Source organism: Nonomuraea sp. NPDC026600, assembly GCF_040638335.1.
GTDB lineage: Bacteria > Actinomycetota > Actinomycetes > Streptosporangiales > Streptosporangiaceae > Nonomuraea.
The window spans coordinates 222,422-247,235 of record NZ_JBEZYD010000010.1 but is presented as its reverse complement, the minus strand read 5'-3'; the positions used below and the strand labels follow the sequence as shown (position 1 = coordinate 247,235).

The following is a 24,814-nucleotide window of genomic DNA, read 5'->3' as shown; positions in this document are numbered from 1 at the left end:
GTCCTCGGCTCATCCCTCCGGGGGGAGGGGGGTGCTGCGGAGCCTGCCTGAGGGGGCGTCGTCTTCTATGACCGGGTGCGGGGCGGTGTCCTCCAGGTCCCGGTCTTCCAGCGGACTGGATCGGGCGGTGGCGTCCTCGGCGGGGTCGGCGGCTTCCGGGCCGTGGTCGGGGTCGGGGTTGGCGGGCGCGGCCGGCTCGGCGGTCTGGCTGGTGCGGGCTGGGGTGTCCGGGATGTCGCTGAAGACGCGGACCGGTTGGGTGTCGGTGTCTCGGTCGGAGACGGTGGGGGTGCGGGGGTGGACCAGGACGTCGGTCGGCTTGATCCGATCACCCCAGCGCACGGGGCGCTTCAACTCAGGCTCCGGCTCTGCTTCTGGCTGTGGGGTGTGGGCTGCGGCTTCTGGCCGTGGTTCCCGGGCAGTGTCGGGCCGTGATTCTCCGCCTGTCTCGGGTCCTGCGTCGCGGTGGCCTGCGTCGCGGTGGCCTGCCTCGCGGTGGCCTGCCTCACGGTGGTTTGTCTCCGGGGCTGGCTCGGGCGCTGGGCTGGGGCGGGGTTCCGGGTCCGGGCGGGGTTCTTCGAAGGTGGGTTCCTGAGCGCGCTTGCGGAGGCCACGGCGGAGCTTTGGCGCCCGCGTGGGAGCGTCGGCGGATTGCGACCCTGTGCGCCCGCTCGATCCCGCGCGCCCGCCCGCCTCCATGCGTTCACCTGGCTCGGTGTGTTCACCTGGCTCGGTGCGTGCGCCCGGCTCAGTCCATCCGCCTGGCTCGGTGTGTTCACCTGGCTCGGTGCGTGCGCTCGGCTCAGTCCATCCGCCTGGCTCAGTGCGGGCGCCTGGCTCGGTACGGCTGCTCGGCTCTGGCTCTTGCCACGGCGCGGTAGCCCGCGAGGCCGGACTCGCTCGCTGGGCATCGTCCCCTCTGCGGGCCTGAGCGCGGGGATCCGGCTCAGGCGACCGGTCGCGCTGCGGGCGTGGTGGCGCTGCCGACTCTGTCAGCGCCTCACGCTCGCGACGGTCCTCGAACTCCGGCTCCAGGGCGTCAGGCTCGCCACGCGCCCCGGAGCGGGCTCCCGGCCCGGCGTCGCGTTCTGACCGGTGGGCCCGCTCCGTCTGCTGGGCCCGCTCCGTCTGCTGGGCCCGCTCTGCCTGCTGGGCCCGTTCCGTCTGGCGGGTCGGTTCGGGGCTGCGTGCCGGCTGCTGCGCCGGTGCGGTGTCCGGCTCCCGGTCCGGGGTGGCGGGCCAGCGGGTCACCTGGGCGGAGATGGGCGGGGTTTCTGGAGCGGCTGTGGGGCCGACGACCGGTGTGGTCTCCAGCACGGGGTGCAGCGGTTTGGTGAGCGGCGGCGGCGTGTCGGCGGGGCGGCCCCGGTGGAAGGGCACGATGTCCTGCTCGGCCGTACCGTCGTCATCGTCGTCCATGGACGTCCTGCGGCCCTGAACGTGCTTGATGAGCAGTAACCACAGCCAGAGGGCGAGCGCCAGCATGACCCACGGGGCGACCGCCACCCCCACCGCGAGAGGTGGTACGTCGAACTGGATCTGGAGCGCCGGCGCGACGTTCGACGCGGCGGCGGCCACGATGAGCAGGACCAGCACGACCGCCGCCTGGGCGCGTACCAGCAGATGGGCCGAGCGCAGCAGGAGGACGCCGATCAGCGCGACGACCAGGAGCGCGTCGAAGCCGGCCGGATAGAGGAAGGCGAGGTCGGGTCGGGACTGGCCGCGGATGGCCAGTGCCCGCAGGTCGTCGAAGGAGAGCACGCAGGCGACCGCCGTGAGGCCGGCCACCGCGAGACCGGCGAGGGCGATGCCCAGGCGTCGGAGCGTAGAAGGGGGAGTCACGTCCATGGCGGTTCGAGCCTACAGAAGAATGGTGGTCAGGACCGATCAAGGGAGATACATGGCCGAGCTCTCAGAGGGCGTGCGCGAGCTGTTCGACGGGCCCAACTACGCGACGGTGACCAGCCTCAATCCCGACGGCGGGCCGCAGTCGACGGTCGTATGGGTGCGTACGGATGGAGACGACGTGCTTTTCTCCACCGCCAAGGGCCGGCGCAAGCCGCGCAACTTCGACCGCGACCCCCGGGCCAGCCTGCTCATCATCGACCCGGCGAACCCATACCGCTACGCCGAGGTGCGCGGTCACGTGACCATGGAGGACGACCCCGCGGGCGACCTCATCCAGGAGCTCTCGGTCAAGTACACCGGTAAGCCCTGGGAGGACAAGCCAGGAGTTGAGCGACTAATTGTCCGGATAAGGCCAGAGAAGGTCACCATGCGTGAGTGATTAAAGGGCCTGCGATGGTGGCGTAGGCGTTAGCCTTTCTTTCGTGAGCCTGCACATCTACGACACCAGCGCACGCGCCACTCGCCAATTCGTTCCGGTCGAAGCCGGCCGGGCGTCGATCTACCTGTGTGGGGCGACCGTGCAGGCTCCCCCGCACGTCGGGCACATCCGCTCGGGGGTCAACTTCGACGTGTTGCGCCGCTGGCTGATGCGTTGCGGATATGAGGTGACGTTCTGCCGCAACGTCACCGATATCGACGACAAGATCATTCGGGTGGCCGCCGAGGAGGGCGTCCCCTGGTTCACGGTCGCCGAGCGCAACCAGCGCGCCTTCACCTGGGCGTACGACACTCTCGGCTGCCTGCCCCCGACCGTCGAGCCCCGCGCGACCGGTCACGTGCCCGAGATGATCGTCCTGATGCAGCGGCTCATCGACCGCGGCCACGCCTACGCGTCGGGCGGCGACGTCTACTTCGACGTCGTCTCCTACGAGGACCGCTACGGCACGCTCTCCAACCAGAAGCTGGCCAACATGCGACCGGCGGCCGACACCGACGACGAGTCGTGCAAGCGCGACCCGCGCGACTTCGCCCTCTGGAAGGGCGCCAAGCCCGGCGAGCCGACCTGGCCGACCCCCTGGGGCCTCGGCCGTCCCGGCTGGCACCTGGAGTGCTCGGCCATGGCGACCAAATACCTCGACGCGACGTTCGACATCCACGGCGGCGGCCTCGACCTGATCTTCCCGCACCACGAAAACGAGCTCGCCCAGTCCCAGGCGGCCGGCGACGGCTTCGCCCGCTACTGGATGCACAACGGCCTGGTCAAGATCGGCGCCGAGAAGATGAGCAAGTCGCTCGGCAACTCGCTGCTGATCCCGGAGATGGTGCAGAAGGTGCGCCCGGTGGAGCTGCGTTACTACCTCGCGGCACCGCACTACCGTTCGCCGATCGACTACTCGGAGGAGGCGCTGCGGGAGGCCGCGGCCGCCTACCAGCGCATCGAGGGCTTCGTGACCCGAGCCGCCGAAGTGATCCACGACGTCGACGCCGACGCGCCGCTGCCCCAGGCGTTCACCGACGCGCTCGACGACGACCTGGGCACCCCGCAGGCGCTCGCGGTCGTGCACGAGGTGGTGCGCGAGGGCAACGTGGCACTGTCCAGAGGCGACAAGGAAGCGGTGGCCCGGCTCCTGGCCGAAACCCAGAACATGCTCGACGTGCTGGGTCTCGATCCGCGTTCACCGCAGTGGCGCTCCGCGAAGTCCGACCTCAAGCCGGTGGTCGACGCGCTCGTCGCTGTGGCGCTGGAGCAGCGTAAGGCGGCTCGGGCGCGTAAGGACTATGCGGCGGCCGACGCGATCAGGGACCAGTTGGCGGCGGCCGGGGTCACGGTGGAGGACACTCCGCATGGGGCTCGTTGGGAGCTGTCCCGCTAGCCCTCTCCGTAGCCCTCGGCAGGATCAGCAGGATCAGCAGGTGCATGGGCGGCCGGGCGAGCACTCACTCGATCGACGTGCGGTTCGATGTGGTCGTCAAGCGATACCGTTCGACGGACCATGGCCAGCCCGAGCGGGAATGGCGCGCCCTGGAGTTGCTCAACCAGTACGCGCCCGGTCTGGCGCCCGCCCCGCTGACCGCCGATTTGGCTGCTGATCCGCCGACGGTGGTGATGTCTCGACATGGCGGTGCCTCCGTGCACGAACCGATCCGGGGGCACTTGGCCGGCGCATTGGCCGAGGCCGTCACGAGAGTCCAGCAGGCGGTCCCTCAGCCCGTGCTGGAGCGGCTCCCCGCGCGTGCCGGCCATCCGGTAGAACACCTCCAGCAAGTGCGAGCGTGGTCCGCGACGGCGCCTTCTGACGGAGACCCCGCGTCCACGCTCACGCTCACGCCCGCGTCCACGACCGCGTCCGCAGACGCGGTCGCGGACGCGCTTCGCGAGGCGGCGAACTGGGTGGAACAACCGAGGTTGGCGGAGCTGCTGGCGCGGCTGGGCACTGCGGTGTTCGGCACCGGTGACGCCAACCTGGCCAACTACCTGTGGGACGGGACCGACGTCCGTGTCATCGACTTCGAGTACTCGGGCCGCAGCGACCGCGCATTCGAAGTGGCCGAGGTCATCGAACACGGGGCGGGTGCGACGGTGTCGTACCAGGGGACGCATTTCGCCTTCCACGACGTGACGCTGGAACCCAAGCCCGCACAGGTAGGAGGGCCGCCGATCTGGCTGGCGGGAAGCGGCGCGGCTGCGCTGCGGCGCGTGGGACGACTGGCCGATGGGTGGCTCCCTTATCCGCCGACAAGCCAGACGTACGCCGATGAATGGGGCGTGGTCCAGGAGGTGGCACGCCTGCGCGGTCCCGCGTCCGGCGAGTCGTCGACTCGCGGCGCTCACGCGACTGCCGATGTGGCGCTTCCGAGCGGCCCTGTTGCGGGTGAGGCGGCGGCTTCTGGAGTCCATGCGGTTGTCGGTGGGTCACTTCCGCACTGCCCTGTGCCGAGCGAGGCGGGGTCCTTGGTCGAGCCTGGTTTGGGTGAGAGGGTGGGCGTGGTCACGCCTGCGTTGTATGCGACGGTCTGTCTCGATGAGGACCCCGAGCGGGCGCGAGGCCGACTGCGGACCAGTATTGAGCGGTACTACAACGCGCCGCTCGAGTTCATCGAGTCCATTCAGGCCACGTTCGCGGGATCTGCGGATGATGCGGTCGATTGGTTGAACTCGTATGCGTTGGCTGGGGTGCGGCATGTGGTGATCCGGTTCGCGGTCGATGACTATCGCGGGGCCTTGGAGGAGTTCGCCGAGCGGGTGCTGCCGAGGCTGCATGTGGAGGTCTGCTCGTGACCACCTTTGTGCTGGTCGCCGGTGCTTGGCATGGTCCCTGGGCTTGGGATCGCGTCATTCCGTTGCTCGGACGTGCTGGAGCGCGAACCATCGTTCCTGACCTCGCGTACGGTCGGGACGTGGGGTTGCACGACCATGTGGCACAGGTCGTCGCCGCACTCGCCGCTGCGGGCACTGGCACCAGGGTGGGCACTGGCACCGGCACCGGGGTGGGCACTGGCGCCGGCATGGGCACTGGCGCCGGCATGGGCACCGGCACCGGCACGGGTATGGGCGCCGACACGGGCATGGGCACGGGCACGGGCGTCGGCACTGGTCCTGAGACGCGTCGCAACGCTGGTGTTCGTGAGGGTCATCACGACGCTGACATCCGTGAGACCCAGCACGTGGCTGATGCGCATGCTGGTGGCGGTGTGGTGCTGGTTGGGCACAGTTACGCGGGGTTGGTGGTGCGGCAGGCAGCCGACCTCCGTCCCGAACTCGTTGACCATGTGATCATGGTTGAGGGCTGGGCTGGGGCAGATGGGGACAGCATGTTCAGCCTGGCTCCCGAAGGGTTCGTGAAGTTCGTCCAGGATTCGGCGGAGCCCACCGGTCAGGGGGCCTCGGCTCGTACCTCTGCCAGGAGTTCGCCTGAGGGCTGGCAGGTGCCCGCTCCCGTGCCGGCGCTCTTCGGCATCACCGATCCGGACGACGCTCAGTGGCTCCAGGAACGGTTGCGTCCGCAGCCGCTGCGTACCTTCATCGAAGGCACGCGCCTGACCGGGGCCGTCGATCGGGTTCCTGGGACGGCGGTCTACTGCAGGCCGCAGACTTTCGCCTTCGACAGGTTCGCCGAGGCGGTCGGGTATCGGACCGTCGCGCTGGACGGGCCGCATGATGTGATGCTCACTGATCCGGGTGCTGTTGCTGGCGTACTTCTGAGTGCGAGGTTCAGAAACAGGAAGCTCGAAGCTTAGAATGTTGAAGTGGATCAGCGATCGTACAACCAGTTCTGTGCCACTGCCCGGACCCTGGACCTCGTCGGCGAGCGGTGGACGCTGCTGCTCGTGCGCGAGCTGCTGACCGGGCCGAAGCGGTTCGGGGATCTGCAGCACAGCCTTCGCGGACTGGGCACCGGGCTGCTGGCGGCTCGGATGAAGCATCTCGAGCGCGAGGGGCTGGTGCGCAAGATCGTGTTGCCTGCGCCGGCACGTACACCTGCTTACGCCCTGACCGAAGCCGGTGAAGAGCTGGCGCCTGCGGTGCTGGCTCTGGCGCGGTGGGGCATGAAGTGGGCGATGGGGGAGCGTCGCGAAGGGGAGGCGTTCCACGCAGGGTGGGCGGTGCTGGCGTTGCGGGTCGGCTTTGATCCGGAGGCGGCGGTGGGGATGCGGACGGTGTACGAGTTCCGGGTCGGCGATGAGGTTTTTCACGCTCGGATCGATGACGGGACGATCGAGACGGTACACGGACCCGCTCAGCGGCCGGATGCGGTTATTGAGATGGATGACGATGTTCTGGTGGAGATGGGGGAGGGGAAGACGACGCTTGGTGACGCGATCAAGAGCGGGGCTGCTCGGGCATTTGGTGATCTTCCGGCTTTGGGAAGGTTGCACGGGCTGTTCCGGTTCCCTCAGCCGGAGGCTCGGACGGGTGGGCAAGGGGCTTCTTAGCTGGGGATTCAGGGATTAGTCGGGTGGTTCGCTGCTCGTGATTCGGGGGGCTGTGATGTGCTGCTCCGCGTACTTCGTGAATCCGTGTATTTCAGGCGACGGACGCCCGTACGAACTCTTCGCACCCCGTGATGACATAGTGGGGCCTCGGCGCCGCGCGGTCCGGAATCGGGCTAAATGTGTGCGTTTCGGGATCCGGGCGATCCACCCGCCACGGTAGGAAGCGCCGTATCCCGTGACTTGTTGGGCGCGCGATCGGAGAGCGACGGATGCCGAGGGGACTTATCGCGCTGGCACTCGGCGGTTTCGGCATCGGGCTGACCGAGTTCTTGATCGCCGGGCTGCTGCCGCAGGTGGCGTCGAGTTTCGCGGTGTCCGAGGCGGCAGCGGGCTGGCTGATCTCCGGGTACGCGTTGAGCGTCGCGATCGGCGCGATCGCGCTGACCGCGGCGACGGCGCGGTTGCCTCGTAAGGGGATCCTGGTCGGCTTGGTGGCGTTGTTCGTCATCGGCAACCTGTTGTCCGCTGTCGCGCCGAGCTATCCGGTGATGCTGTTTGGGCGGATCGTCGCGGCGTTGTGCCACGGTTCGTTCTTCGGTATCGGTTCGCTGGTCGCTCGCAGTCTGGTCGCGCCGGAGAAGAAGGCCCGCGCGGTGGCGGTCATGTTCGCCGGGCTGACGGTGGCGAACGTGCTGGGCGTGCCGTTCGGCGCGCTGGTCGGTGAACGCTGGGGCTGGAGAGCGGCCTTCTGGGCGGTCACCGGAATCGGCGTGCTCGCGCTGGCGGGAATCGCCGCTTTCGTTCCCGGCTGGGCGGGAGAGACGCGGCGGCCGACAGCGACGGGCGACTCCGATCCGATACCGCCCAGCGGCTTGCGGGCGCAGTTTCGTGCGTTCCGGTCTTGGCAGGTCTGGCTGACCCTGACGGCCACCGCGCTCAGCTATGGCGGGATGTTCGGCGCGTTCAGCTACATCGCCTACACGTTCACCGAGGTCGGCGGCTTCTCCTCGGCGGATGTCGCCTGGTTGCTGATGGTGTACGGCGTCGGTCTGGTCGTCGGGAACCTGATCGGCGGGCGAGCGGCCGACCGGGACCGTGACCGCGCTCTGGTCCTCGCCTTACTCGGACTCACGATCACCCTGGGCATGTTCGGTCTGCTGGCCGGCAGTGCCACCGCGTCGGTGGTACTGGTGTTTCTGATGGGGCTGTTCGGGTTCGCCAGTGTGCCCGGCATGATCATTCGCGTCACCGACTTCGCCCACGGGGCGGCACTGGCCGCCAGCGCCAACGTGTCCGCGTCCAACATCGGCAACGCCCTTGGCGCCTGGCTCGGGGGCCTGGCCATCACCGCGGGCCTCGGCTATGCCGCGCCGCTGTACGTCGGCGCCGGCATCGCCCTGACCTCCGTCATCGTCATGGTCGTTGCCGCGCACCAAGCCAGGTCACCCGCACAGCAGACTGAGCGCTCCATGTGACAGTCGAGAACCAGCCTGGTGTCGTTGGGGCGGCCATCGATCACCTGCGGCCGATCCTGCAGTGGGCCGTCGTCTCCCCGGACCCGTGCCCGGCCGCGGCTGTCTGGCCGCGGCTGTCCTCTTGGCAGCGGTCAACCCGTCGCCCTGTGCGTACCTCACAGCAACAGCTGTACAGCGCACCAGGGTTCATAGCGCACGACATCACTGGAGCAAGGTCAGGTGCCGGTCCTGCAGTTCTGGGCATGCAGGTCGTACGCGTACGAGAGCGTGTTCTAGGGGTTGTGATCTTGAGTGAGGCGTGAGGTGGGTGGTGGCCCGAGTACCCTTGATGCCATGGCAGCTGGGGGTAGGGCATCGGGCAGGCCCGCGAAGAAGAAGGGCCCGTCCAAGGGCACCGGTGGGCAGGGGCGCCGCGGGCTCGAGGGCAAGGGTTCCACCCCGCCTGCGGAGATGCGTCACTGGTTCAAGGACAAGGCCCGTACCGAGCGGGTCGCCCGTGAAGAGCGAGGTGGGCAGCGGCCCGGCCCGGCTCGGCAGCGGCGTTCCGAGGACGCGCCCGAACACATCGGCGGACGCAACCCGGTGCTCGAGGCGCTGGTCGCCGGGGTGCCGGCCAACGCGCTGTATGTCGCGCAGCGCATCGAGGCCGATGACCGCGTACGCGACGCGATCAAGGTCGCGACGGAGCGAGGCATCGCGCTGCTCGAATCGACCCGCGAAAAGCTTGACCGGCTCACTGAGGGTGCCGTTCACCAGGGGATCGTGCTCCAGATCCCCGCTTACGACTACGCGCACCCTTCTGAACTGATCGAATTGGCGCAGGACGCGGCAGAAGTGCCGTTGGTCATAGCGCTCGACGGGGTCACCGATCCGCGCAACCTAGGCGCTATCGCGCGTTCAGCGACTGCCTTCGGGGCGCACGGGATGCTGATTCCGTCGCGGCGTTCGGCTGGCGTGACGGGCGGGGCGTGGAAGACGTCCGCGGGTACGCTGGCCAACCTGCGCGTGGCGCGGGCGGCCAACCTCACGGCCGCGTTGCGGGAGTATCGGGAGGCTGGACTGTTCGTGATCGGGCTCGACGGCGAAGGCAGTGCGGACATCGGTGATGTCGACCTGCTGGGCGAGCCGCTGGTGATCGTGGTGGGGTCCGAGGGCAAGGGCTTGTCGCGGCTGGTGCGGGAGCATTGCGACGTTGTGGCACGGATTCCTATGCGGGCGGCTGCGGAGTCGTTGAACGCGGGGGTGGCGGCCGGCGTGGCGTTGTACGAGGTCGCTCGTCATCGGCGCCGTTGACCGTCTACACTGATAGGCCGCGCCGACGTAGCTCAATCGGCAGAGCATCTGTCTTGTAAACAGAAGGTCAGGGGTTCGATTCCCCTCGTCGGCTCTGCAGCTCAAAGGCCCTTTCCAGCACTTGGAAGGGGCCTTTTGATCTCTATAGAGCAGTGCGGTACAGCAACCGCGTTAGCGTTTGTGGTCCTGGCCTTGATCACCGTTAGCAAGCCTGGCGTTGAGCCGGTCGAGTGCCTTGCGGGTCTCAGGGCTTGGGATCTGAGTGTAGACGTTCATGGTCACGCTGATCTGTGAGTGCCTGAGGATCCGCATCGCCACGCGTGGACGGACATTGAGAGCGGCCAGGAGCGAGGCGCAGGTGTGGCGGGTGTCGTGGACGCGGATGCGTGGGACATCGGCGTTCTTGCAGTGAGAGTCGAAGGCACGGTTGAGGTTGCGCGGTTCGATGGGCGTGCCGTACCGAGTGCTGGACACCAGGTCTGAGTCCTTCCACTTAGTGCCAGCCTCCTTGCGGGCCTGCTCTTGCAACTCGCAACGCTGCTTCAGAGCCGAGATGCACAGGCCGAGAAGTGGAAGCGAGGCAGACGAGTCGTCGGTCTTGGTCTTGTCGCGGTGTAGGAGTTGGCCCCGACTCTGGCGAGCTGGCGGACGATGTGGAGCTCTTCACCGACGAGGTCCACGCAGTCCCGCGCCAGCCCGAGAACTTCGCCACGGCGGAGGCCGAGGACAAGGTCCAGGATCAGCTGTCTGGATCAGGGTGGGCTTCCAGGACCACCAAGCGCCCCGATCTGTTCTGCTCCTGGAGTCTGTTGAAGAGTGCCTCGTTCAGAGTGTCGAGTTGTTCATTTGACCCATCTGGAGCCTCGACCTCGTAGCCGGCCAGTGGCGCGACCGCTACCCACGCGCCTTCCCACTTATCCGACTTCATCTGTGTGCGTCCAAGGACCGACGGATCGCTGACCTCCCAACCGCGCTTTCGTAAGAGGCTCAACGCCTTGTCGAAGGCACCCCGGGAACTTGAAGCGCCGACGTCGACGACCAGGACATCGGTGATGTCGGTGTGACCGTCCCAGTACCACTCGGTCGTGGTCGCCGCCAGCACCTTTCCCGCGCTACGCAGGTCGGCGACGACTCCGGAGGCAGCCCGTGATTCGCTTGGGAAAAACTCGGAGCGGCAACCAGAGAGAAGTGGGATGGCAAACATGAAAGCCATGGTCAACCTGACGACTTGAAAGAGCGGCTGCCACATGGGGAGCCCTGCAAGGGTAGTTCTCATCAGGAACGTGTCCTTCGATTTCCAGCCACTGGCAGTAGTGATTCCCCTTATGACTCGGGGATCGTCGAGGACTCTAGTCGTCATGATCCAGGAAGTCAGCCATCGGGCCAGCAGCAAAGGCCAAAAAGCATGCCTCGGGCGGGAGTGCTCCGGCACCGAGGTGATCGTCACACGGCCCTGAACGTTGATGAGTGGCTGGGGGCTGATCGCCTCGCACACCATCGACTCAGGCAAGCCCGGCAGACCGGTTCCTCCATATCAAGCCCGGCTCTGACCGCAGGACAACGCATGATCGAGGAACGGTGACCGGCGAACGTACACGCGAAGCCGAGCTTTACACTCCGTCCCCGGCCCGCTGCCGCTCGGCGATGAGTCGACGGCGTACGAGGTGATCAGGAGGCGAGTGCGGGGGCGGAGGCCAACCCAGCCTCAGGAGCCAAATCATTGGTCAGCCTGGCTCTACTCCATTGGAGCTAGGTCCACGATCACCAGAGAGCCAGCCTCTTTTGAGGCTGCCTGGACCGCCTTCTCTATCTCGGCCTGCAGAGTGGCGCCATATGCGTCCAGGCCATCCAATGAATCAAGCGACACAATCACATATCTCCATTTGCGTGACTCCACATTGTGGGCTCCCAGGTCGGTCCATCCTTGCTGAATCAGGCGCGAGTGCGCTTCTGCCTCGGCTTCCATGAAGTCCGATGCTCCAACGTCCATGACCAAAATTTCGTCGATCTGCGTACTGTTCTTGTAGGTGTATTCCGATTTGGTGTGCAGGACTACTGCACCAATCTGGCGAGCATCGTTTATGGCTGCAGGGTCAACCTCTAGCGTCTTGTGAAACCATAATGTGCCGCAGGAGCACAATGTGATTATGAGACATATGAAAGTGATTGGATGTCTGGCTAGTAGATATACTCGCCTGCAGTGCAACAACATCGCATGCTCTCCGCTGGTTTGACGCATCATGGATGATTCACGCCAGATTACCGAGGCGGTCCCAGTTGAGCTAGAGAAACGGGGCGGGCGCTGGGGCCCGTTGTTGCTGAGTGACACACTGAGTGACGATCGAGGCACACGCCCTGGGATGCTCACGGACTTTCGGAGACTCTCGAAGCAGGTTACGGGCAATATCGTCCCTGTTGACGATCATGGCTAGGTGGCTTCGCATCGAAGTGGTCGAGGCCGTGCCGATGCCCGCTTCCGGACTTGCTGTCGATGGCTGAGGCGATCACTGTCGCAGACCGACTGCGTCGGTTGCTACCGGTCGTCGGGTACCCCGTTCAGGTGCGCGTACCCTGGCATAGATCGCCCCCCGGAACTGAGACTAGAGCAAGGCAGCCGATTTCATGGATCTTGCGGGTCTGGCGGACAAGCGTCTGATCGGAGTGGTAATCGCCCAGCTCGTGCGTGGAACCAACACCCCTGAAGTCATCGATGTGTGGCTTCGCTTGGAGTCGGTGATCATCGGCGTCGAAGTAGCCGCCGATTGGTCGTTTCGGATCGAGCGAGGCGAACCAGGACTGAACTACGCGATAGAAGAGCTGGGCAGCCGCGTCGATGTGATCGCCGCCCCGGATGACATTCCCTTCGTGGGGCACATCGGCGAACGACTCATCCGCGTTGTCGAGCGATTCGGCGGCGGAGTGGACGGCGCCGAGCGGGTGGGAGCGGAGTTCGTGTTCGACTCGGGGACTGTGGTCGCAGAGAGTTGGGCCGGCGATCTGCGGATGACCAGCGGCTGACTCACGATGAGGGAAGCCCAGCTTGTGTTCCTAGGGCTCGATCGCCCTACGATTCAAGGGTCGAGTCGGTGCTGGAGACGCTTCTTTCCTGCTGTACAGCACCGCGTACAGCAACACCGTCTCACCCGACCGCATGCCGGCTGTCGACGATCACCACTCGAGCAGGCCAGTAGCGCATCGACGGGCCTTCTGCCCTGCGCTTGTAAACAGAAGGTCAGGGGTTCGATTCCCCTCGTCGGATCTGCAACTGAAAGGCCCCTGAACAGGCATTACGCCGTCAGGGGCCTTCTGCTTTCCGATCTTCAACCGGTGTCTTCGGTGTCTTTGGGAGCCACCTTGGGAGCCATCGGGGACTGTTTCCCCAGGAGAGCACTGGAAATGGCTTCGGTCGCGGCGCGGCGGTCGCCCTCCAGCAGGTGTCCGTAGATGTCCTTGGTGATCGCGATGCTCGCGTGGCCGAGGACTGCGGAGACGACGTGAAGCGGAGTGTCCTGGGGAGCATGAGCGACGCGCCGGAGTCCTCTCTTGGCTGACAGACACTTAATCTATCGAGTGATCCGAGAGTGACTCTGTTTAGCTTGGTAGGTCAAGTTCCTAGGTGAACTTGGGCGTCGCAGGTTGAGTGAGCGCCCGGAACGAGGCGAGCCATTCAGGTGTGATAGATCCCGATTTGGCGTAGGTGCGGCTGCCGTAGGGCCTTACGGTTCGACTTCATGAAACGAAGTCTGTGGATCCCCCTGACGGCTGTGTTCGCGCTGATTGCCGCGGTGTTCGTCTTGGTCATGATGCCCGTGTGGCGGGACAACGCCCGCCTCGAAGCCTTGTACGAGCGTGTCCTCGCCTATCCTCTTCCGCCACGTACCGGAGACGTCTTTCCGATGGATCGTGACGTGACCTTCGGGAAGAACCTGGCCAAGGGGAGCGGAGCCTACTGTGACTATCGCGTAAGGATCACGCTGCAGACTGCGCTGACGCCGCAGGAGATCCATCGCCACTATGGCAGCGCATCGATCGCGGGCGCCGAGGAAAAGGCGATGATCTCCCTGTTCTTCGAAGACGAGGGACCTGCCGGCGGACGCCGAGTCATTGTCGAGGTGTACGACTCCCATGACTGGGACTGGGACTGGCGCTGCATGTAGAGCGAAACGGATCGATGGCCTCGCGTGTCGAGCCGGATGGATTCCTATGCGATCGGGTAGGCGTCTTCCAGTTCGTGCCGGTCGGCCGGAAGGAGAACCTCGACGACCGCCAAGGGCCGGCCGGAGGCGTCACGGACGGCGCCGAAGACGGCCAGGAGGGGCCTGTTTTTTGGCATGGCCAGTTGCTTGGCCTCGTCGGCCGAGGGCATGCGGGCGGTGATCTGCTCCACGATGTGATCGAAGCGGACGTCCTTGCGCGCTTGGAGATGCTCGCGGAAGCCTTGTCGCAATGGCTCGCCGCTGGTGAGGTCCGTTCCTTCGGAGAGTTCCAACGGTAGCCAGAGCGCCACCATCTCGGTTGGTTCGCCATCGCGTGTGATCAACCGCCGACGAACGAATACTTTGCTCTTGGGCGGTATGTCGAGCAAGACCCCGACCCGATTCGGTACGGGCACCGCGCCCACTTCGACGATTTCGCCGGTGGATTCGGTTTCTGGCTTGGTGAGGTATGCCTGTCCGGGGCGTTTCTGTTCGTGGGAGGCCATGGCTGGACGGCCGCGTACGAAGCGGCCCTTGCCCTGCTGGGACTCGATCCAGCCCTGCTCGCGCAGCACACGAAGGGCGGCGACGATGGTGGGACGGGAGACGCTGAACTCTTGGATGAGTTGGTTCTCGCTGGGGAGGAGCGTGCCCGGTGGGTAGTCTCCAGCCTCGATGCGCCGTTGAAGAGTCTGCACAAGCTGCGCATACTTCGGCGGCACGGACTCTAGCGACATCATGACCGTCCAACAGCTGACAGGTTGTTTTACCAAGTTTGAGCGTATCCGGCTTGCCGCCGCGTGTCCACGCCGTTGGCCCAAGCGGAAGCCGTACGCAAGAAACCCGGCAGACAGCACAGCAGCCGGGCCGGGAAGGACGCCGCGGGGGATGCCACTGAAACTGCCTGCCGGGAGAGAAGACGCGACGAGGCAGGAACGATGAGCACCCGCCCCCTCCGGCTGGGGGCCCATGCCTGCCTCGTCGCGCCCGTCATCGCCTGGCGATGTAGTCCGCCAGGACGTTTGCCGCGCCCGCTGGATCGCTGGTCGGGTGGCGCTTCTCGGCGCTCTGCCAGGAGTAGTAGGCCCCGCCGTACCCGACGAACACCCACACCGGCAGCCCCAGTTGCGGCCGGTGCACCATGAGCGCACTGTTGTTGTCTCGCAGTTCGGCATTGACGCCGAGGTTGGTGAGCTGGTCACGCAGTCGGATGAGCATGTCGCCCTCTTCGTCGTTGTGCGTGAAGCCGGCCGTTGCCGCCGCCATGATCGAATTCATCTCCCGCTCCTTTCGGCCCGGCCGGTTCCGAGGCAGTCGAGACACTGCCGCTCCCCTCTGGAGATCTCGTCTCCGTTGCTGTCGCCGATGAGGAGCGCGCGACGCGAGTCGCGCAGCTTGCTCCCGCGCCCCCGGCAGGCATGGCAGGGCGACGTCTCGCTGGTCTCGTCTGGCCGGATCACCGTCACCATCTCCTCGTTCATCCGGCGTTCCCTGTGGCGGGAGGCCGCGTGACGTACCGTGGTTGCTTGATGACAAGTCCACCGGCAACCGCGTCTCAGCAGGACCCCTGAACGGTCCCCCTTGTTCCCCCTTTCGAGCCCCCAGCCGGGAGGAAGACCCGCAGATGCCCGACTACATCCCGAACGTTCGGCTTCGCGCCTGGCGCAACGAGAACCACCTCTCCCGCGCGGAGATGGCGGATCGGATCAACGCCACACCGGTAGGCATCGCCGAGCATCTGCTATGCGACGTGGAACGGGTCCGACGCTGGGAGGCCGGCGAAGTCAAGTGGCCGCACACCCCCTACCGGCTGGCACTGACGCAACTGACCGGCGTGCAGCCGGAAGCGCTCGGGTTCACGCCCAACAAGCAGGCAGGCAGCCGTCTCATCGAAGCGACCGTGATGCCGGCCGATGCGCTGCGGGCCGAAGCCGACCTGTACGGGACGATGCAGCTTGCCCAGCAGCTCCAAGCGTCCGACGTGGGAACGGGCACACTGGAGGCTCTAGCCGAGGCCGTCGATCTCCTGTGCCGCGCCTATCCGGTCGTGCCCGCAGGCACCCTGCGTGACCGCACACAAAAGCGCCTCGCCCAGATCAACCACCTCCTCGCCGGGCGTCTCACCCTTGACCAGCACCGCGAGTTGCTCGTGATCTCCGGCTGGCTCACTGCCCTGCTGGGGTGCGTGCACTACGACCTGGGGGAGCGGGAAGAGGCCGAGACCGCCCGACGTGCCGCTTTCGAGATGGGCCGCCAGGTGGGGCACGGTGAGCTCATAGGCTGGGCGCACGAGATGTCGGCGTGGTTCGCCCTGGTCGAAGGCCGCTACGAAGACGTCGTCACCGCCGCCAGGACCGGCCAGGCCGTAGCCGGCACCAGCAGCGCCATGGTCCAACTCACCCTGCAAGAAGCTCGCGGCCTGGCCCGCATCGGTGACCGCCGCGAAGCCGACCGCGCCCTCACCCGCGGAGCCGAAGTCCTCGGCAGCCTGCCCATGCCCGACCACCCGGATCACCACTTCGTGTTCGACCACGCCAAGTGGGTGTTCTACGCAGCCACCTGCTACACCTGGCTCGCCGACGACGACCGGGCCGAAGAACACGCCCGCGAAACCATCCAGATGCACACCCGCCCAGACGGCACCTCCAACGCTCCCATGCGCGTCGCTGACGCCCATATAGACCTTGGGATTGTGTACGCCCGACGCGGTGACCTCGACGCGGCTGTTGACGAGGGAATGGTCGCCTTCGACATCGACCGACGATCCCTCACCGACCTCGTCAATCGCGCCGGAGACCTCGACCGCGTACTACGGCAGCGCTACCGACGAGAAGCCCTCGCCGGGCAGTTCCACGAACGACTCGTGACCGCCCGCAGAGCCCTCACCAGCCGCCGCCCGGAACTGCTCGACTGAACGCGACGCGGGCCTGCCCGCAGGTCTGCCGAATTGCCGAATTGCTCTTGTAGGGATCAAGCGGCGGCGCGGCGCGCCGCCGTACCCCCGGCCCTCCGCCCGCCCGCCGTCCGGGCGTGCGGCCTGGGGGCCGGTCCCGGACGGCGGCGGGAACCGGGCCGGGCACCGCACGCCTGCCGCGCCGTACCAACCGAACGCTCCGGCAGGGGTTGCCGCACCGCCGCACAGACGCAGCCCTACGATCGCCACTGGATGGCTGGACGCCGTACGTGCTTGGGGGCGATCGACGATCCAGGGTTCGTTCCTCACCCTGGCTCACCGAGCAACGTGGCTGATCGCGGTTCGGCGGCGGACGGCACGTGGATGCGCAAAGATCATTGAGCGTGCCCATGGCGGTGTCAGCTGAGAGGAAACGTCCGTGATCGACTCAACCTACCGCGAGTGGTTTCGCCTGCGAACCCGGCTGGTCGTCGACTTGACGTGGTGTTCCGCCACCAAGATTGACGACGTCCTGGCGGCGTACGACATCTCACCCGAGAGCACTCAGCCGGCACGCTTCAACGCAGACGACGTCGACATGCTCATCGGGCGCCTCGGCAATGGCACCGTCATCATGGACTACCGCGTCGATTCTGTCACCGAGGGGGCTCTTCCCATTCTGGCGCAGTACGGCCCCTGCCTGAGCGCTGTATGGATCGATGAAGCCCCAGCCTTGGTCTCTTATCGGACGGAAAGCGGCCTGGTGGTCAAGTTCGACATGAGTGATTGGGACTGGTATCCAGTTCCTGATCTCGCCAGCGTCGAGCAATGGATCGCTGCCAGCCCAGCGGGTCGGGAGACCTGGGAGAACAGTTATGGTCTCGCCACGCTCATCACCGCCGAAGCGCTATGCCAGGCTGTGGTCGACGACGAATGGATGCGATCCGTACACACTGGCTTCACCTCACCGGATCCACTGGTGCAGGAGATGCCGTCAGGCTCACGCTCGCTCAGTTCGATCATCGAAAAATACGGTGACCGCACACCGTAGGACAGAGGTCCGGCAGAACAGAGCCTGTGACCACACACGTGATCGCCGTGCCATTAGCGTGCCATTAAGGCCGGTCAACAGGGGTTAGTCACGGTCACTGGCGGACTGCCGGTCGCCCAGGTCGAGGCCGTGGTAATCGAAGATCAGACCGATTTGCAAGCAGGTGATCCACCGAGGTTTCTGGGAGCCACTTTGGGAGCCACCCGAGTGGACGATTACGAACTGCGGCGGACAGAGGCGAACGGTGAGGATGCCGCCAGACGAGGTGGCGGACGCCTGCGAACGCCAGTGAAGATCCTTTGGGGACTTGTAAACAGAAGGTCAGGGGTTCGATTCCCCTCGTCGGCTCTACAAGAGGAAGCCCCTGAACAGGCGTTATGCCGTCAGGGGTTTCCTGTTTGTCAGGACAATGTCGAGATCTTGCTAACACCCTTGCTGACAGCGGGTGGCTCCCATCGCTCATCGACGGCCTTGGCGAAGGCGCCGTGGCCGCTTGCTCGTGGATGATGTGGCCTGCCAAGGGCTCCCCGGTCCATCCACGGTGCTCAAGGGCCCACGCGCGTTGGGTGAAGGTGGCAGGCCAGCTCGGCGACTGTTGGAGCCCCTTCGGAGGACGGCGTTGGACGTGCGATGCACCATGGAGCGTCGAGTTTGATTAGTTCAATTAGGTCTTAGGATGGCTTATCAAACTTCGGATTTAGCGTCTACACGGGGGATTCAGTGGCAGGGAGAGGTCGTCCGAGCCGGGCCACATTCTACGAACGACTCGACCGTGCCATCCAGGAACTTAACCAGCGCCTCGGCGGCCTGCCCAGCCCTACCGAAGCCCAAGAGATCTGGTCCGATATCTGGCACCTCGAGGCCCACCACTCCACCGCTCTTGAAGGCAACACCCTGGTGCTCAAGGAAGTGCAGGCACTGCTCGATCAAGGACGAGCCGTGGGTGCCAAGCCCCTCCGCGAGTACAACGAAGTCAAAGGCTACGCGGACGCCGCCAAATGGGTCTACGGTCAAGCGCTGGAACCCGAGGTATGGAATGACGGCCACTTGCTCAGCCTCAGCGAGCTACGCCACATCCACCACACGGCCATGACCCCTGTCTGGGACATCGACCCGCACCCCGAGGCCTCTGATCGCGAAAGGCCCGGGAACTTTCGCGAACACGACATCCACCCATTCGCGGAGGGGATGACGCCGCCTTCCTGGATGCTCGTCGCCAGCGAGATTCAGGGATGGGCGGACGATGTCTGCGAGCTGGGCAGAAAGCTGGAGGCCAAGGAGGATCTTGGCCACCCGCTACCAGAGGGACTCGCCAGGATCCACAACTCCTTTGAGCGCATCCACCCGTTCATAGACGGCAACGGACGCACCGGTCGCCTTGTGCTCAACCTCGTCCTGGTACGTCTCGGCTACCCGCCGATCATCGTGTTCAAGAAACAGCGCGAGAGCTACCTCACCGCCCTCCGCCGGGCTGATGCTGGCGACTACGGAGCGTTGGGGGAACTCATCGCTCGCGCCATGGAAGACAACCTCAACCGCTTCATCGTCCCCAACGTGGCTGGCCCTGCCAGGCTTGTGCCACTCGCCGCGTTGGTCGACGAGGAGTTCAGCATCCACGCTCTACGCCAGGCCGCCCAGCGGGGGCGCCTCAACGCGGTGCAGGGCCCGGATGGCGTGTGGAGATCTTCCCGCAAGTCGGTCGATGCGTACCGCGCGTCCAGGCATAGGCCTACCAAGCCTCGGAAGGCCAATCCTGCCGGTGACTCCCCATCCGGGCCACCGGCCCTCTTCTAAAGTGAGCCACAGCTCATTCGGCGTCGACTCCTGGTATGCGCGGATGAGCAGGAACGGCAACGACGCGCCGGCGTGCACCGTGGTGTCCTTGGGGAGCTAGCGGGCCATGTGCCCCAAGGGCTCTGGGACTGCCGTGACGCCCGTCGCGGTGACCGTCGCCGAGTTGTACAAGAGGTACCGCGCGTTGCCTGCGGGCTCAATCACCCACGTCATCGTCCACGGAGGGGGTATCACTTCACGCCGCCGACCGGCAGATCGGCCAGGCAGCGTAGGTGGTAGCCGTGCAAGCCGGATGACCTGCGCGGATGGCCTTATCGGCCGGCCCAGAGACGTCGCCCCGGGAGCCTCGGGGCGTCGCTCACTGGAGCGTCGCCCTTGGAGTCGGCCGCTACAGGTGCCTGTCGAGGAGGATGCGCCCGTTCTTGGTAAGCCGGACGTCGATGCTCCTGATTTGCTTCATGGTCAGCCCGGTCGTGCCGACGGGCATAGTCGTGGTGTTGGGCGACGCCATCCAGGTGGCAAGCCTGGTACTGCTGCCCAGAAGGTCGGTGACGTACATGGCGTACTCGAACGTCTTGGGCGGGGCCGGGTCGGCGGGCATGGCGTAACGGCAGGTCAACTCCACTCGGGTGCCCCAGGGTTCCTGGATGACGCGCACCTCGGCGGTGACAGGGCTGGGAATCGTCTGCAGCATCGGCAGGGCGGCCTCCTGCCGCTCGGGCAGGAGCGGGGACGCCTGCATCGGCAGGGCGGCCTCTTGCCGCTCGGGCAGGAGCGGGGACGCCATCACCCCGGCAAGGGCCGCCGCGATGGCGACCGCGGTGGCACGTATCCGGCCCCACCGCCGGGCCCGCCGGCTGGAGTTCATCAGCTCGGGCAGCAGACTCGCCGGCACCTCGGCAGGCGAGGGGTCGGCGTGCGGCGGGTGCAGGGCGCGATCCGCCGGGACGGTCGAGAGGATGCCGGGTATGCCGGCGAGCGAGGCGACCGCCTGCGAGCAGGCGGCGCATCCGCTCAGGTGCTCTTCGTACTCGAGTCGTTCGCGGGGTGACAGGGCCCCGATGACGTACGCCGCGTCCCATTCCGAGTACGGATCCGTTGAGGCCATCAATGAGTGGTAACCCCCCTTTCCTGCAGCGCGAGTCGCAGGGCCCTGAGAGCGTAGTGCAGTCTCGATTTCACCGTGCCGGGCGGCAGGTCGAGCTCGTCGGCGAGTTCGGCGACGGATTCGCCGCCATAGTAGGTGCGCACGATGACGGTTCTGTGGTTCTCCGACAGTTGCGCGAGGGCGTCGGTGACCAGCCAGGCGTCGAGTGTGGCGTCTATCTGGTCGGCGCTGGACGTTTCGGGGAGCCGGTCGGTGCCGACCTCCCGGCGTACCCGAGCGCTGCGGCTATGGTCGATCACCACGTTCCTGGCCACGGTGTACAGCCAGGCGCGCGACGCCGTCTCACCCTTGTGGAAGACCTCCGGACTCTTCCACGCTCGTAGCAGCGTTTCTTGGACGACGTCATGGGCGAACTGGTTGTCGCCGGTCAAGCGGACAACGAAGCGCCACAGCGCGGGCGCGTGCTCGTCGTACAGTGCCCGCAGGAGTGCCGCATGCGCGTCGGTCATGTCCACACCCATGTGAGAAGGGGGTTACTTTCCCGGGAAAACGGGCTTTCGCTTGCTCAGGAAGGCTTGGGTGCCCTCGCGCATGTCCTCACTGGTGAACGTGCGGCGGAAGGCGTGCGCCTCGATGTCGAGCGCGGCGCCGATCTCCCGGCCGCGCGAGTCGTTGACGGCCTCCTTGCACAACGCCACGGCGATCGGTGAGTTCGCTGAGACCAGCGCCAACGACTCGTACGCCGCCTCCAGCATCTCCTCCCTGGTCACGAACACCCGGTTGACCAGGCCGATCCGCAGGGCCTCCCCGGCATCGACGTTGCGGCCCGTGTAGATCATCTCCCTGGCCCGGCCGGGGGCGACGTGACGTTGCAGCCGCACGCATCCGCCGAAGGCGGGGATCAGCCCGAGCCGTACCTCCGGCTGGCCGAATACGGCGTCCGCCGTCGCGTAGATGTAGTCGCAGGCCATGGCCAGCTCACACCCGCCCCCGAGCGCGTACCCATTCACGCAGGCGATCACCGGGAACGGCGCCGCCTCGATCAGCCGGGTGACCTCCTGGCCCAGCCTGCCGAATTCCTCGCCCTCTTCCGGCGTCATCGCCGCCATCTCCCGGATGTCGGCACCGGCGACGAAGGCGCGTTCTCCCGAACCGGTGAGGATCATCCCGCGGAAGCCGGTCAGGCCGGTGAGGAAGCGTTTCAGCTCGGTGAGGGTCTGCCGGGACAGGGCGTTGAGCACGCCGGGCCTGTCAATGGCGAGCGTCACGATCTCATCGTTGTCGTCGACCGTCAGTGTTCGGAAAGCCATGGATCGTCCTCCAGAGAGCATGCGCTGTCAGGTCAGGAATCCCAGATCGCTCCGTACGCGGGGACACCCCGCATCTCAAGTTGTTCGACGAGGTGCCATGTGGTCTTCTTGTTGGAGATGCAGATGATCGCCTCGGCGTCGAACTCCACGTACACCCGGTAGGCCAGGGCCAGCAGGTCGGGCTTGCCTTTGGCATCGGTGTCCCAGACGACCGCGTCTGGCTGCACGGCGAGGATCTCCTCCACCAGTTCGTCGCCGTATGTCGTGCGGGGGCGCCGTGTCGACCAGACCAGCCGCGACGGCGTGTCGCGGGACAGCAGGTGCGGCAGGCACGGGCCGATGCCGCTGCCCGTGGCCACCCAGACGACGCGCGCGAACAGCTTGTCGATGTTGCCGACGCCGGCCGTCGGTATGCCCTTGACCCACAGGTGAGAGGGGCCGTCGTCGATCAGCGACCCCGTCCAGTCGCCGGCCCGCGAGACGGTGAGCCGGAAGCCGTTCCTGCCGGGGGTGGGCACATTGGCGAAGGAGTGCCACTCAAGCAGCGGGTTACGGCTCACGGTGGTCGACGAGCCCGCGAACGGCGTGACGCCGTAGTCGAACCCGAGCAGGGCCACGTGCGACGACGGCCTGGAGATCCGGACAGGCACGCGCCGCAGGCGCAGCCACGGCAGCGCGACGCTGAGGGTGATGGCCGTGAGCGCCCAGAACGTCGCCTGGTGGGCCGTGGTCAGCAGCGCATGCGCCCAGAACAGGGCGAGCACCGTCCAGCCGCCGAACCGGTGCACGACCTCGAACATGTTGTGGAGCCGCGCCCGCAGCGAGGGCAGCGCGAAGACCACCATCGCGACCAGCAGCGCCAGGATCGCGTACGTGAGCGTGAGCAGTCCTGCGGAGACCCCGGCGGGGCGCACAGTCATCACCCCGGCGAGGAAGGCGAACCACAGGGTGGCCGCGACCGTCCCGCCGACGTGTAGTCCACCGAAATGGTAGACCTTGCCCAGAATGCGGCGGATCGCCAGCGGCCAGCGGACGGGGGCATCGGTGGCCACGCGAAAGAGCAGGTTGATGACGTACTGCTGGCGGATCAGCACGGCCAGGGTGACATTGGCGACCACCAGGAGGGACAGGGTGCTCGGGTCGGCCCACCAGTCGGCGGTGATCGCGTGGACGAGGAACCCCGTGTTGACGGCCAGCACGACGGCGGCGAGCCGGTTGTAGTGCATGCAGCGCCGGCCACTGCCGAGGATCCTGATCGCCGAGCGCGGCGGAGGCAGTTCGAGCGCATCCGACAAGGAGCGCACGACCGTCATGCGACCACGTCGATCAGGTCGGGCAGGGCGTTCTTGTCGACCTTGCCGCGGTCGGTCATCGGCAACTCGTCCACGGCCACGACGCGGGAGGGCACGCAATAGTACGGCAGCGACTGCTCGACGGACTTCCTCGCCGCCTCGACGTCCACGCTCGCCGGGCTGACGAAGCCGATCAGCTCGCCCTCGCGCAGGACCGTGGTGGCGCGGGCGCAGTCCGCGGTCAGCTCCAGTGCGCCGGTGACCGCGTCCAGTTCGACCCGGAAGCCTCTGACTTTCACCTGGTCGTCGGTGCGGCCGTGGTGTTCCAGCTCACCGTCCGGTGTCCAGCGGCCCAGGTCGCGAGTGCGGAACATCATGTGGCCGCCGCCACGGAAGGGATCGGGCCGGTATCTCTGCATGGTCACGACGTCGTTTCCAACGTAGCCCGCAGTCACGCAAGCGCCGCCCGCCCACATCTCGCCGATCTCGCCGATCGGGCATGGCCTGCCGTTCTGGTCGAGGATGTAGACCGTGGTGTTGGGCAGCGGTCTGCCGATGGTCAGGACGCGGCGCCGCGGATCGTAGCGCTGAATCGTGTTGACGATGGTGACCTCGGTGGGTCCGCACGCGTTGTGGAAGGCGCTGAAGCGAGACCAGGTGTCCGCCAGATGCCGGGGGCAGCGCTCGCCCGCGACCGCGACCACCTTGACGTTGCGGCACCGAGAGGCGTCGAGGGAGCCCAAGATTCCCGGGGTGGCGATGACGACGTCGACGTCGCGCACGGTCTCCTCGATGTCGTCGCCGCGGATGACGAGCGTGGCGCCGTGCGACAGGGCTCCGAGGATCTCCCAAACCGCCATGTCGAAGGCGATGTTGAGGATCTGGGCCACCCTGGTGCCAGGGCCGATTCCCAGGGAGCCCGGCTCGTTCAGCAGGATGTTGCACAGGTTGGCGTGGGTCACGTTGACACCGTTGGGATGGCCGGTCGTCCCAGAGGTGAAGATGACCACCGCCACGTCGCCCGACCCGCCCGGGACTCGCGAGGACCACTCGCCCGAGCGAGGGACCTCGTCCACCGCGATGACCTCGTGACGATCGCTGGCGGGGATCCTCGGCGCCGAATCAGAGGAGGTCAGGATCACCTTGACGGAGGCTGTGTCGACAATGTGGCGCAGGTGGACGGCCGGGGTGATCCGGACATCCTGCGGCACGTAGGCCGCGCCGACCTTCAAGATCGCGAGGATGCCCACGACCATCGAGATCGACCGTGTCATGAACAGGCCGACGCGGTCGCCGGGACGCACGCCACGGTGGGCGAGCGACGCGGCGAGGCGGTCGGCGTGGCGGTCGAGTTCCAGGTAGGTCATGCTCTCGCCGAGATGAGTGACGGCGATCGCGGTCGGCGCGGCCTTGGCGTGGGCCTCGAAGGCATGGTGAATGCGGTCGAACGCCGGGGCGGCCTCCGGGCCGGCGCCGAAACTCTGGAACAGGATCCGATCCGCAGAAGGAAGATCGACGAGAGCAGAGCGATTCAGACGCAGTGTCACTGGAAGTCTCCCGCTGAGTCGACGTGAGCTTGCTGTCCGCGTTTGGCTGATCTTCGAAACGATGTAGCCGCC

The 24,814-nt window shown here is 66.4% G+C and carries 24 protein-coding genes and 1 tRNA gene; 13 read left to right on the top strand and 12 right to left on the bottom strand.

Translation table 11 applies throughout. The annotated features are described in order from the left end of the window. Positions 1–9: 9 nt before the first annotated feature. On the bottom strand, positions 10–1,848 hold the full coding sequence (locus AB0F17_RS24755; protein WP_358026784.1) for a DUF2637 domain-containing protein: 1,839 nt from the start codon (positions 1,846–1,848) through the stop codon (positions 10–12). 52 nt (positions 1,849–1,900) lie between these two features. On the opposite strand from AB0F17_RS24755, the gene AB0F17_RS24750 reads away from it, so the two are divergent. From AB0F17_RS24750 to AB0F17_RS24715, 8 genes are all read left to right on the top strand, one after another. After that, entirely contained in the window at positions 1,901–2,287 is a 387-nt protein-coding gene (locus tag AB0F17_RS24750) for a PPOX class F420-dependent oxidoreductase (protein WP_358026781.1), read from the top strand. 43 nt (positions 2,288–2,330) lie between these two features. Then, a complete protein-coding gene (gene cysS, locus AB0F17_RS24745; RefSeq protein ID WP_358026779.1) occupies positions 2,331–3,722 on the top strand; it encodes a cysteine--tRNA ligase in 1,392 nt (463 codons plus the stop codon). 44 nt (positions 3,723–3,766) lie between these two features. Continuing rightward, a complete protein-coding gene (locus AB0F17_RS24740; RefSeq protein WP_358026776.1) occupies positions 3,767–5,128 on the top strand; it encodes an LLM class flavin-dependent oxidoreductase in 1,362 nt (453 codons plus the stop codon). Then, positions 5,125–6,087 (top strand): alpha/beta hydrolase, encoded by a 963-nt coding sequence (locus tag AB0F17_RS24735; RefSeq protein ID WP_358026773.1) that lies wholly within the window; start codon positions 5,125–5,127, stop codon positions 6,085–6,087. Before AB0F17_RS24740 ends, AB0F17_RS24735 begins: the two co-directional genes overlap by 4 nt. Before the next feature lie 9 nt (positions 6,088–6,096). Next, entirely contained in the window at positions 6,097–6,783 is a 687-nt protein-coding gene (locus AB0F17_RS24730) for a winged helix-turn-helix transcriptional regulator (RefSeq protein ID WP_358026771.1), read from the top strand. A gap of 269 nt (positions 6,784–7,052) precedes the next feature. Beyond that, positions 7,053–8,258 (top strand): MFS transporter, encoded by a 1,206-nt coding sequence (locus AB0F17_RS24725; RefSeq protein ID WP_358026769.1) that lies wholly within the window; start codon positions 7,053–7,055, stop codon positions 8,256–8,258. Positions 8,259–8,591: 333 nt separating this feature from the next. Further along, the gene (rlmB, locus tag AB0F17_RS24720; protein WP_358026766.1) at positions 8,592–9,551 is read left to right on the top strand and encodes a 23S rRNA (guanosine(2251)-2'-O)-methyltransferase RlmB; all 960 of its coding nucleotides are present in this window, start codon (positions 8,592–8,594) and stop codon (positions 9,549–9,551) included. Positions 9,552–9,572: 21 nt separating this feature from the next. Further along, a tRNA-Thr gene (locus AB0F17_RS24715) sits at positions 9,573–9,645 on the top strand. 77 nt (positions 9,646–9,722) lie between these two features. On the opposite strand, the gene AB0F17_RS24710 is transcribed toward AB0F17_RS24715, so the two are convergent. From AB0F17_RS24710 to AB0F17_RS24700, 3 genes are all read right to left on the bottom strand, one after another. Continuing rightward, positions 9,723–10,079 (bottom strand): tyrosine-type recombinase/integrase, encoded by a 357-nt coding sequence (locus AB0F17_RS24710; protein WP_358026763.1) that lies wholly within the window; start codon positions 10,077–10,079, stop codon positions 9,723–9,725. 211 nt (positions 10,080–10,290) lie between these two features. Further along, entirely contained in the window at positions 10,291–11,061 is a 771-nt protein-coding gene (locus AB0F17_RS24705) for a hypothetical protein (RefSeq protein WP_358026761.1), read from the bottom strand. 225 nt (positions 11,062–11,286) lie between these two features. Continuing rightward, entirely contained in the window at positions 11,287–11,691 is a 405-nt protein-coding gene (locus AB0F17_RS24700; protein WP_358026758.1) for a hypothetical protein, read from the bottom strand. A 482-nt stretch (positions 11,692–12,173) separates the two neighbouring features. Here AB0F17_RS24700 and AB0F17_RS24695 point away from each other — a divergent pair, with 482 nt between their 5' ends. Together AB0F17_RS24695 and AB0F17_RS24690 are read left to right on the top strand one after the other, a co-directional pair. After that, positions 12,174–12,569, top strand: a complete 396-nt coding sequence (locus tag AB0F17_RS24695) for a hypothetical protein (protein WP_358026755.1) — start codon at positions 12,174–12,176, stop codon at positions 12,567–12,569. 713 nt (positions 12,570–13,282) lie between these two features. Further along, complete coding sequence (locus tag AB0F17_RS24690; RefSeq protein WP_358026753.1) at positions 13,283–13,708, top strand: hypothetical protein; 426 nt, start codon at positions 13,283–13,285, stop codon at positions 13,706–13,708. Positions 13,709–13,752: 44 nt separating this feature from the next. On the opposite strand, the gene AB0F17_RS24685 is transcribed toward AB0F17_RS24690, so the two are convergent. The 3 genes from AB0F17_RS24685 to AB0F17_RS24675 form a co-directional block, all read right to left on the bottom strand. Continuing rightward, positions 13,753–14,487 (bottom strand): GntR family transcriptional regulator, encoded by a 735-nt coding sequence (locus AB0F17_RS24685; RefSeq protein WP_358026750.1) that lies wholly within the window; start codon positions 14,485–14,487, stop codon positions 13,753–13,755. A 250-nt stretch (positions 14,488–14,737) separates the two neighbouring features. Continuing rightward, positions 14,738–15,025, bottom strand: a complete 288-nt coding sequence (locus AB0F17_RS24680) for a hypothetical protein (protein ID WP_358026747.1) — start codon at positions 15,023–15,025, stop codon at positions 14,738–14,740. After that, positions 15,022–15,228 carry a hypothetical protein gene (locus tag AB0F17_RS24675; protein ID WP_358026744.1) on the bottom strand — a complete coding sequence of 69 codons (207 nt, stop codon included), beginning with the start codon at positions 15,226–15,228 and terminating at the stop codon, positions 15,022–15,024. Before AB0F17_RS24675 ends, AB0F17_RS24680 begins: the two co-directional genes overlap by 4 nt. 143 nt (positions 15,229–15,371) lie before the next feature. Here AB0F17_RS24675 and AB0F17_RS24670 point away from each other — a divergent pair, with 143 nt between their 5' ends. The 3 genes from AB0F17_RS24670 (at position 15,372) to AB0F17_RS24660 (ending at position 19,485) form a co-directional block, all read left to right on the top strand. Beyond that, positions 15,372–16,661, top strand: a complete 1,290-nt coding sequence (locus AB0F17_RS24670) for a hypothetical protein (protein ID WP_358026742.1) — start codon at positions 15,372–15,374, stop codon at positions 16,659–16,661. A 418-nt stretch (positions 16,662–17,079) separates the two neighbouring features. Continuing rightward, positions 17,080–17,691, top strand: a complete 612-nt coding sequence (locus AB0F17_RS24665) for a hypothetical protein (RefSeq protein ID WP_358026739.1) — start codon at positions 17,080–17,082, stop codon at positions 17,689–17,691. Positions 17,692–18,630: 939 nt separating this feature from the next. Then, a complete protein-coding gene (locus AB0F17_RS24660; protein ID WP_358026735.1) occupies positions 18,631–19,485 on the top strand; it encodes a Fic family protein in 855 nt (284 codons plus the stop codon). A gap of 388 nt (positions 19,486–19,873) precedes the next feature. Here the strand turns inward: AB0F17_RS24660 and AB0F17_RS24655 are convergent, their stop codons facing one another. Genes AB0F17_RS24655 through AB0F17_RS24635 form a run of 5 tightly spaced genes read right to left on the bottom strand, consistent with a single transcriptional unit; the run spans position 19,874 to position 24,742 of the window. Then, positions 19,874–20,593, bottom strand: coding sequence for a zf-HC2 domain-containing protein (locus tag AB0F17_RS24655; RefSeq protein ID WP_358026733.1), 720 nt, complete (start codon positions 20,591–20,593; stop codon positions 19,874–19,876). After that, a complete protein-coding gene (locus tag AB0F17_RS24650; protein ID WP_358026731.1) occupies positions 20,593–21,102 on the bottom strand; it encodes a sigma-70 family RNA polymerase sigma factor in 510 nt (169 codons plus the stop codon). The genes AB0F17_RS24655 and AB0F17_RS24650 overlap by 1 nt, the downstream gene beginning before the upstream one ends. Before the next feature lie 24 nt (positions 21,103–21,126). Next, on the bottom strand, positions 21,127–21,903 hold the full coding sequence (locus AB0F17_RS24645) for an enoyl-CoA hydratase-related protein (protein WP_358026729.1): 777 nt from the start codon (positions 21,901–21,903) through the stop codon (positions 21,127–21,129). A 32-nt stretch (positions 21,904–21,935) separates the two neighbouring features. Continuing rightward, positions 21,936–23,216: a hypothetical protein gene (locus AB0F17_RS24640; RefSeq protein WP_358026726.1), complete on the bottom strand. Its 1,281-nt coding sequence runs from the start codon at positions 23,214–23,216 to the stop codon at positions 21,936–21,938. After that, positions 23,213–24,742: an amino acid adenylation domain-containing protein gene (locus tag AB0F17_RS24635; RefSeq protein ID WP_358026724.1), complete on the bottom strand. Its 1,530-nt coding sequence runs from the start codon at positions 24,740–24,742 to the stop codon at positions 23,213–23,215. Before AB0F17_RS24635 ends, AB0F17_RS24640 begins: the two co-directional genes overlap by 4 nt. Positions 24,743–24,814: the final 72 nt, after the last annotated feature.